Genomic DNA, 8,425 nt, shown 5'->3' on the forward strand with positions numbered 1-8,425 from the left:
GCCGAGGCGGCGGCGTCCGACGCCCGCCGCGCGGCCGGCCGGGCGCGCGGGCCGCTCGACGGCATCCCGTACACCGCGAAAGACTCCTACCTCGTGCGCGGGCTCACCGCGGCGGCCGGCTCGCCCGCGTTCGCCGAGCTCGTCGCGCAGCGCGACGCGTTCACGATCGGGCGGCTGCGGGATGCCGGGGCCATCTGCCTCGGGCTCACCAACATGCCGCCGATGGCCAACGGCGGCATGCAGCGCGGCGTGTACGGCCGCGCCGAGAGCCCGTACAACGCCGACTACCTGACGGCGCCGTTCGCGTCGGGCTCGTCCAACGGCTCGGGCACCGCGACGGCGGCGTCGTTTGCCGCGTTCGGGCTCGGCGAGGAGACGTGGTCGAGCGGACGCGGCCCCGCGTCGAACAACGCGCTGTGCGCGTACACCCCGTCGCGCGGTGTGATCTCGGTGCGCGGCAACTGGCCGCTCGTGCCGACGATGGACGTCGTCGTGCCGCACACGCGGACGATGGCCGACCTGCTCGAGGTGCTCGAAGTCATCGTCGCCGACGACGCCGAGACGCGCGGCGACTTCTGGCGAGTGCAGCCGTGGGTCGAGATCCCGCGGGCCAGCGGCATCCGTCCCCCTTCCTACGTCGGGCTGCGCGCGGCCGACCTCAGCGGCGTGCGCGTCGGCATCCCGCGCATGTACCTCAACGCCGACCCGGACGCGGGAACCGGCACCGGCATCGGCGGGCCGACCGGGCAGCGCATCCAGACGCGCCCGTCGGTGATCGCGCTGTGGGAGGCGGCGCGCCGCGACCTTGAGGCGGCCGGTGCGACGGTCGTGGAGACCGACTTCCCCGTCGTGTCGAACTACGAGGGCGATCGCGCCGGCGCGCCGACGATCGCGACGCGCGGTCTTGTCAGCCCGGAGTACCTGCACCGCGAGATCGTCGACCTGTCGGCGTGGGCGTGGGACGACTTCCTCGGCGCGAACGGCGACCCGGCGGTCTCGACGCTGGCCGTCGTCGACGGCGCGACGATCTTCCCGCCGCCGCCCGGCGCCCTTCCCGACCGCTACACGGGGTTCGACGACGACATCGCGGAGTACCCGCAGTGGGTGCGCGACCACCCGGGCGCGACGTGGGACGACATGCCGGAGCTGGAATCGGGCCTGCGCGGCCTGGAGGAGACGCGGCGCATCGACCTCGAACTGTGGATGGACGCGCTCGGGCTCGACGCCGTGGTCTTCCCCGCGGTGGCCGACGTCGGGCCGGCCGACATGGATGTGAACCCGGCATCCGCCGACCTCGGCTGGCGCAACGGCACGTGGATCGCGAACGGGAATCTCGCGATGCGGCACCTCGGCATCCCGTCGGTGACGGTGCCGATGGGCACGATGGACGACATCGGGATGCCGGTGGGCCTCACCTTCGCCGGGCGCGCGTACGACGACACGCGACTGCTGCGGCTGGCGCTCGCGTTCGAGGCGACGGGCGCGCGGCGCACCGAGCCGCCCCGCACCCCGCGCCTCTAGCCTCCGCACCCGAGCGCCTCCGGCCCCTGAGCCTGTCCGGCCCCTGAGCCTGCCCGGCCCCTGAGCCTGTCCGGCCCCTGAGCCTGTCGAAGGGCCCGCCGCCCCGCTCGTTGAGCGAGGCCGCGCGTAGCGCGCCCGAGACGAAACGCTCCGGCAAATAGAGCATAGTTTCTATATCTGGTCGAAACTCGCCTGTTCAAGAGGTGCGACAAATTCCGCTGTTTCCGCTTGACACTGCGAACATATCTTCTATTGACGCGCTCGTGACGGCGGTCGTCGACGCCCGTCGGCAGATCGCGGCGCTGCAGGCGCGCGAGGCCAAGCTGATGGCCGAGGCCGTCGACCTCGCCATCGCGCGAATGGAGCGCCGCCCCGCGCAGCGTTCGACGGGCCGCGACCTTCCGCTTCGCGAGATCGCGGCCGAGCTCGGCGCGGCGACGCGCGTGCCCGACCGCACGGTGCAGGTGCGCATGGGCGAGGCGACAAGTCTCGTGGAGCGGTTTCCCGCCACCCTCGCGCGGTTCGAGGCCGGCGACCTCGACTCCGGCCACGTTCGGGTGATCGTCGAGGCCGGCCGCGTCATCGACGACGCCGACGTGCGCGCCGAGTACGAGAGCCGCGTGTTGGATGCCGCGAGCTCCGAGTCTCCCAACCGGCTTCGCTCCCTCGCGCGGGCGAGCAGCAGGTCGGCCAGGATGTCGGCGCGCTGCTGCTCGCCGGCGCGCCGTCCGCGCACGGCGAGGGCGACACGTTCGCCGCGATCACCGGCCACGTGCACGTCACGGTGCCGGTGCTCACCCTCGCCGGGGTCAGCGACCAGCCGGCGCTGCTGAGCGGATACGGACCCGTCGATCCGGCGACCGCCCGGCGCCTCGCCGGCCACGCGCCCGGGTGGGATCGCGTCATGTGCCACCCGCACACGGGGGCGGCGCTGGGCGTCGACCGCTACCGGCCGAGCGCCGACCTGCGCCGCCACCTCGTCGCGCGCGATGACCACTGTCGTTTCCCCGGCTGCGCGAGGCCCGCGATCCGCTGCGACGAAGACCACACGATCGACGCCGCCCGGGGCGGGCCGACCTGCGAGGCAGGCCTGTGCCACTTCTGCCGTCGCCACCACACCCTCAAGCACGCGACCGCGTGGACCGTGCGCCAACTCGGCGGCGGGGTCATCGAGTGGATCAGCCCCCTCGGCCGCCGATATCGCGAGCGGCCCGCGAGCACCGTGCGGTTCGTCCCCACCGACTGGGCGAGCCTTGCCTGCGCCGGCGATCCCCCGCCTTTCTGAGCCGGACTATTCAGCCGCCCGCGACGACGCGTGCTCGAACTCGCCCGAACATCGCGCTCGCGCGCACGAAACCTGCACTCGCGCGTGCGATTCGCACGCGCGACTGCAGAAAAGTGGCGCACGAAGTCGTCACCGTGCGGCGCCGCCGCACGCACCGCGGAAGGGATGTGGCGTAGTCACCCGTCCACAGAGAGCCGCAACCGCTCCGCCACGGCGGTGGGCGACTCGGCGAGCCCTGCGTCAACCAGCCGGCGGTCGGCCGTGACGAGCGCGATGCCCAACTCTCGCGCGATGGCAGCCCAGCTCGCGTCGTAGCGAGTCACGAATGCGCGTCCCGGTCGCGACGCACAAGTTGCGCAGACTCGAACGCGCCGCTGTCCTCGAACCTCCTCGTGGATCGTGCGATCGCGGTCGCCGACCCAGCCAGCGAGCACTGCAGCGCGAGCTCGGCGTAGCTCACCACCGCAGCACGGCACTCCGCGCGGTCGAGCTCGACGCCGACGAGCGGATACATGTCGTACGCGTCCTCGAGTGCGACGAGGTTGCGCGCGATCCAGGTCAGCTCGCCCGTCGGGCGGAACGCGCCGGTGGCCACGCCCAGCTCCAGCACCGAGCGGTACAGCATGACCTGCCGCTCCACGATCAGGCGGTGCAGAGGCAGGTACTGCGGATGATCGCGCAGAAACCCGATGCACTCGTAGACCACGCGCAAGTCGTCGCTGATGGCATCCGGCACACCCGCCTCGATCAGCGCGCGCAGCCGCGCCGCCGGGTCGGGAATGCTCTCCACGATGCGCAGCCGCCGCTGGTGGAACTCCTCGAGCACGCCCTCGACCGCGGCGTGCATGAGCTCTTCGAACGAGTCGAAGTAGTACATAACGCTGCCCACGCTGACCTCGGCCTCGGAGGCCACCGATCGCACGCTGGCCCGGCCGAGCCCTCGGGATGCCGCGACCCGGCGGCATGCCGCGACGAGCTCCGCCCGCCGGGCGACGCGGTTGCGCTGCGCCATCCTGCCTCCTACCCCGGGCTGTCGAGCGCCGCCTCGCCCTCGCTTGCAAGCCGCGCGTACTCGTCCGGCCGCGTGCTGCGGATCCGCAACGCGACCACGATACCCGCGACGAACAGCACCGGCACCGGCAGGAGCAGGAGCGCGTTGACCGGCCCGGTCATCGTGGTCACGATCTCGAAGTTCGAGGCGATCAGCACCCAGCCCAGGATGAGCCCGAGGCCGCCGAGCGCCGGCGCCACGATCACACGCCAAGCGCCGTGCCCGCGGCGGTCGCGAGCGAAGAACCCGACCACCGACACGGCCGCGACGCCCTGCGCGAAGATGAGGCCGGCAACGCCCGTGGCGTAGGTCCAGATCGCCAACTGCAGGAAGGGGTCCGCCCCGAGCGCGAACGCCACGAGGATCGCGACGATCGCGATCACGCTCATGGCCAGGCTCGCGACGTGCGGCGCGTTGGTCTTCGCGTGAGTGCGCGCGAGCCGGCGCGGCAGCAGCCCCTCACGGCCGAGCGCGAACAGGTAGCGGCTCGACGCGTTGTGGAACGCGAGCACGCACGCGAAGAAGCTCGTCACGATGAGGATTTGCATCACGATGCCCGCCCACGCGCCGAGGTAGCTCTCGCCGGCGATGAACATCATGCCCTCGAAGTCGTCGGATGCCGCGAGGGCGAGCGCGCCGTCGACGCCGAACGCCACCGTGACCACCCAGAACATGAAGGCGTAGAACGCGGCGAGGAACGCGACCGCGATGTACGTGGCATTCGGCACCGTCCGCTCGGGGTCCTTGGCCTCCTCGGCGTAGATCGCGGTGCCCTCGAACCCGAGGAACGCCCCGAAGCCGACGACGAACAGGGCCGCCGCCCCCGGCGCGAAGAACACGTTGGCGGGGTCGAACGGCGCCGCAGACAGCGGCTCGGGGCCGCCCTGGACGAGCACCGCGACCGCGAGCACGACGAGGATCGCGACCTCCGCGGTCAGCAGCACCGCGAGCACCTTCGCGCCGACGTCGATCTTGCGGTAGCCGAGCAGGCCGACCAAGGCGGCGGCGAGCAGCGACCACACCACCCACGACACGTCGATGCCGAACACGCTGCTGGCCGTCAGCTGGCCGAAGAAGCCGATGAACCCGTAGAACGAGATCGACAGCACCACGTACGCGAAGATCGTGACGAACGCCGTGCCGATGCCGGCCGGGCGGCCGAGGCCGCGCGCCGCGTACGCGTAGAAGGCGCCGGCGTTGCGCACATACCGCGACATCGCGGTGAACCCCGTCGCGAACAGGATCAGCACGATTCCGCACGCGAGCATCGCGCCGGCCGCGCCGATTCCGCCGAGCCGCAACGTGGTGGGCGCGGCGCTGACCACGACCGTCAGCGGCGCCGCGGCCGACATGACGAAGAACACGATGTCCCACGTGCGCAACTTCCCCGCGGCCAGAGTGCCGCTCGTCGTTCCGGTGGTGGTGGTCTCGGACATGGCTTCTCCTCACGAAAGCTGCGCCTGAACGTGCATTCAAACTTCTCGTTTTGCGCCCGTCAAGAGCTGTAACGTAAACGTCACACAGTTCGAACGATCGTTCAACAACGACGGGAGCGAAAGTGCCAAACGCTGTGCGGGCGAGAGATCTGGGAGTGCCCTTCGACGGAGCGCCGGGCGCATTCAACGCGATCACCGACGTGCCGGGCGTCGAGGTCGGGCACACGACATTGCAGCACGGGACGGATGCCGACCCCGACGCCGTCCGCACCGGCGTCACCGCCATCCTTCCCCGCGGACGCGACGGTGTCGGCATCCCGTGCGCGGCCGGCACCTTCTCGCTCAACGGCAACGGCGAGCTCACCGGACGCACGTGGATCGACGAGGCGGGCGCGCTGACGATGCCCATCGCGCTGACCGACTCGCACGCCGTCGGCGCCGTGCACCGCGGGGTCGACCAGTGGGTGCACTCCACGCATCCCGAGGTGTCGGCGCAGTGGATGCTGCCGGTCGTCGGCGAGACGTGGTCGGGCTACCTCAGCGACATCAACGGCGGGCACGTGCGGTCGCGGCACGCGCGCGAAGCCCTGGCGAACGCGCGCAGCGGGGCCGTGGCCGAGGGGAGCGTCGGCGGTGGCACGGGCATGAACTGCTACGGCTTCAAGGGCGGCGCCGGCACCGCGTCGCGCGTCGTCGCGGCGGGCGCGCACCGGTGGACCGTCGGCGCGTACGTGCAAGCCAACTTCGGCAGCCGCGCCGAGCTGCGGATCGCGGGAGTGCCGCTCGGCGCTCGCTCGGCCGCGGACTGCCCGATGGAGAACACCGACTGGTTCGAGCGCGAGACGGCACAGGCCCGGCCGGCGCCGGGAGCGGGCAGCGTGATCGTGATCGTCGCGACCGACGCGCCACTGCTGCCCGGGCAGTGCGCGGCGCTGGCGCGGCGCGTCCCGCTCGGGCTGGCGCGCACCGGCACGACCGGCAGCCACTTCTCGGGCGACATCTTCCTCGCCTTCTCGACCGCGAACCCCGACGCGCTCTCCTCGCGCATGGGGTGGTCTGGCGAGCTGGAGAGCCTGGAGGTCGTGCCGTGGGGCGCGGTCGACCCCCTGTACGAGGCGGTCGTGCAGTCGGTGGAAGAGGCGGTCGTCAACGCGCTGGTCGCCGCGCGAGACACCCGCGGCCGCGACGGGCACGTCTCGTACGCCCTGCCGCACGACGAGGTGCGCGCCGCGTTCGGCGCGTGAGCTGCGACGCCCGCGCCCGGGGTCAGACCCCGTTCACGCGGTCACGCCACTCCAGCAGCGGCTCCACGACCGCCAGGTCGTAGTCGGGCCCGTCGACGGTCGGCACGAGGAGCCGGAACCCCAACTCGTGCAGGGCTTCGACCCCGCCGCCGTCGAGCAGGGGCCCGAAGCCGCGGATCGAGAAGCCGGTGGACAGCTCGATCTCCGCCGCATCCCGCCCCTCCCGTGCGCACCACGCGTGCAGCACGCCGATCTTGCGCGGCAGGTCGTCGAACCGCGTGAAGGTGTGCCAGATGTCCGCGTGCTGCGCGACCAGCCGCAGCGTCTTGCGCTCGCCCTGGCCACCGATGAGGATCGGGATGCGGCGCGTCGGCGCGGGATTCAACGCCTCCCACCGGCGGCGGATGCGCGGCAGGTCCTCGGCGAGCGCGTCCAAGCGGCTCCCCACCGTGCCGAACGGGTAGCCGTACCCGTCGTAGTCGCGCTCCGCCCACCCCGATCCGGTGCCGAACACGAGCCTGCCCACCCCCGACGACCGCGCGGAGATGTGGTCGACGGTGCGGGCCATGTCGGCCTGCAGGTCGGGGTTGCGATACGAGCTGCAGTTCACGAGCGGCCCGAACTCGATGCGCTCGGTCTGCTCGGCCCACGCGCCCAAGACGGTCCACGCCTCGAAGTGCGGGCCGTCGAGCGGCTCGGTGAGCGGGAAGAAGTGATCCCAGGTAAAGACGACGTCGACGCCGAGGTCTTCCGCGCGCAGCACGGCGTCGCGCAACTGCGCGTACGTCGCGTGCTGCGGCGCGAGCTGCACGCCGATGCGGACGGGGCGGTGGGATGCGGGGTGCACGGCCATGTCCGCGACTTTAGCGACTCCGGCTTGTCTTCCAGCCGCGAGTGTGTATTGTTTATCGATATCAACTAATCGTTTATCGATAGGTTTATCATGCATCGCGCCACGATCATCGCCCTCAAAGGGCTCATCGTCCTGCTCCTCGCGCTCCTGCTCGCCTGCCAGCTCTGGGTGCTGCCCGGCGTCGCGGGCGCCATGGCCGTGCGCTACCCCGAGCTCGCCTACCTGCAGGCGCCGGGGGTCGTGATCGGCATCGTGTTCACGCTGTGCGCGCAGGTCGTGCTCCTCTGTGTGTGGAGCCTGCTGTCGCTCGTCGGCAGAGACAGCATCTTCAGCCCTCGAGCGTTCGTGTGGGTCGATCTGAGCCTGGCCGCGGTCGTGGTCGCCACGCTGCTCGTGGTCGGCTCGCTCGCCCTGCTGCAAGCGGCCCCGGCGTCGGGCCCGTCGATTCTCATCCTGTGCCTGCTCGGCATCGTCGTGGGCGCGGGTCTGTCGCTGCTCATCGTCGTGCTGCGCGGCCTGCTGCGCAAGGCGATGCAGCTCGAGCACGACCTGTCGGAGGTCGTGTGATGCCCATCATCATCGACCTCGACGTCGAACTGGCGAAGAAGAAGATGTCGGTCTCCGAGCTGGCCGCCGCGATCGACATCACCCCCGTCAACGTGTCGGTGCTCAAGAACGGGCGCGCCAAGGCCGTGCGCTTCACGACGCTCGACGCGATCTGCCGTGTGCTCGAGTGCCAGCCCGGCGACATCCTGCGCTGGGAGCCCGAGCCCGCAGGCGACGCGTGAGCGCCGTCGCCCCGGCGGTCGCTCCGTCGTGGAGCTCGGTCGCGGTGGAGCGCCTGCTCGATGCGGCATCGTGCCCCGCGTGCGGCGCGCGCTCGGTGCACGAGCAGCGATGCCGCGCGTGCGGAGCCGACTTCCACGAGGTCGGCGCGGAGTTGTGGGATGCCTCGCAGACCGCTGCCGCGGCCCTGCGGGCCCGGCAGGCCGTGCTGGACCGCGTGCCGAGGGTCCCCGCGGCCGCGGCGCGGCC

General features: G+C 71.7%; 11 protein-coding genes. 7 read left to right on the forward strand and 4 right to left on the reverse strand.

The genetic code is table 11. The features are described from left to right. From QM611_RS02935 to QM611_RS02945, 3 genes are all read left to right on the forward strand, one after another. A partial coding sequence (locus QM611_RS02935; protein ID WP_415078407.1) for an amidase occupies positions 1-1,521 on the forward strand: 1,521 nt, incomplete at its 5' end. A 203-nt stretch (positions 1,522-1,724) separates the two neighbouring features. Further along, positions 1,725-2,354, forward strand: a complete 630-nt coding sequence (locus QM611_RS02940) for a DUF222 domain-containing protein (protein WP_415078408.1) — start codon at positions 1,725-1,727, stop codon at positions 2,352-2,354. Beyond that, positions 2,294-2,806, forward strand: coding sequence for a hypothetical protein (locus QM611_RS02945; protein WP_415078409.1), 513 nt, complete (start codon positions 2,294-2,296; stop codon positions 2,804-2,806). Before QM611_RS02940 ends, QM611_RS02945 begins: the two co-directional genes overlap by 61 nt. Positions 2,807-2,982: 176 nt before the next feature. On the opposite strand, the gene QM611_RS02950 is transcribed toward QM611_RS02945, so the two are convergent. Genes QM611_RS02950 through QM611_RS02960 form a run of 3 tightly spaced genes read right to left on the reverse strand, consistent with a single transcriptional unit; the run spans position 2,983 to position 5,293 of the window. Next, on the reverse strand, positions 2,983-3,129 hold the full coding sequence (locus QM611_RS02950; RefSeq protein WP_415078410.1) for a hypothetical protein: 147 nt from the start codon (positions 3,127-3,129) through the stop codon (positions 2,983-2,985). Continuing rightward, positions 3,126-3,818: a TetR/AcrR family transcriptional regulator gene (locus tag QM611_RS02955; protein ID WP_415078411.1), complete on the reverse strand. Its 693-nt coding sequence runs from the start codon at positions 3,816-3,818 to the stop codon at positions 3,126-3,128. Before QM611_RS02955 ends, QM611_RS02950 begins: the two co-directional genes overlap by 4 nt. 8 nt (positions 3,819-3,826) lie before the next feature. After that, complete coding sequence (locus tag QM611_RS02960; protein ID WP_415078412.1) at positions 3,827-5,293, reverse strand: APC family permease; 1,467 nt, start codon at positions 5,291-5,293, stop codon at positions 3,827-3,829. 155 nt (positions 5,294-5,448) lie between these two features. Here QM611_RS02960 and QM611_RS02965 point away from each other — a divergent pair, with 155 nt between their 5' ends. Then, a complete protein-coding gene (locus tag QM611_RS02965) occupies positions 5,449-6,537 on the forward strand; it encodes a P1 family peptidase (protein ID WP_415078413.1) in 1,089 nt (362 codons plus the stop codon). Between the two features lie 22 nt (positions 6,538-6,559). Here QM611_RS02965 and QM611_RS02970 read toward each other — a convergent pair whose 3' ends face one another. Further along, positions 6,560-7,390 (reverse strand): LLM class F420-dependent oxidoreductase, encoded by an 831-nt coding sequence (locus QM611_RS02970; RefSeq protein WP_415078414.1) that lies wholly within the window; start codon positions 7,388-7,390, stop codon positions 6,560-6,562. Between the two features lie 90 nt (positions 7,391-7,480). Between QM611_RS02970 and QM611_RS02975 the strand changes: the two genes are divergently transcribed. The 3 genes from QM611_RS02975 to QM611_RS02985 form a co-directional block, all read left to right on the forward strand. Then, complete coding sequence (locus tag QM611_RS02975; RefSeq protein WP_415078415.1) at positions 7,481-7,957, forward strand: DUF2975 domain-containing protein; 477 nt, start codon at positions 7,481-7,483, stop codon at positions 7,955-7,957. After that, positions 7,957-8,178, forward strand: a complete 222-nt coding sequence (locus QM611_RS02980; RefSeq protein ID WP_415078416.1) for a helix-turn-helix domain-containing protein — start codon at positions 7,957-7,959, stop codon at positions 8,176-8,178. The genes QM611_RS02975 and QM611_RS02980 overlap by 1 nt, the downstream gene beginning before the upstream one ends. Then, the coding region (locus tag QM611_RS02985) for a hypothetical protein (protein ID WP_415078417.1) at positions 8,175-8,425 on the forward strand (251 nt) is incomplete at its 3' end. The genes QM611_RS02980 and QM611_RS02985, both read left to right, overlap by 4 nt.

This window comes from Microbacterium sp. (assembly GCF_047606685.1).
Lineage (GTDB): Bacteria > Actinomycetota > Actinomycetes > Actinomycetales > Microbacteriaceae > Microbacterium.

Bases quoted from the DNA above. Each gene is read 5' to 3' on its own strand.
- QM611_RS02960 (WP_415078412.1), bottom strand. From the start codon at position 5,293: ATGTCCGAGACCACCACCACCGGAACGACGAGCGGCACTCTGGCCGCG.
- QM611_RS02955 (WP_415078411.1), bottom strand. From the start codon at position 3,818: ATGGCGCAGCGCAACCGCGTCGCCCGGCGGGCGGAGCTCGTCGCGGCA.
- QM611_RS02980 (WP_415078416.1), top strand. From the start codon at position 7,957: ATGCCCATCATCATCGACCTCGACGTCGAACTGGCGAAGAAGAAGATG.
- QM611_RS02975 (WP_415078415.1), top strand. From the start codon at position 7,481: ATGCATCGCGCCACGATCATCGCCCTCAAAGGGCTCATCGTCCTGCTC.
- QM611_RS02970 (WP_415078414.1), bottom strand. From the start codon at position 7,390: ATGGCCGTGCACCCCGCATCCCACCGCCCCGTCCGCATCGGCGTGCAG.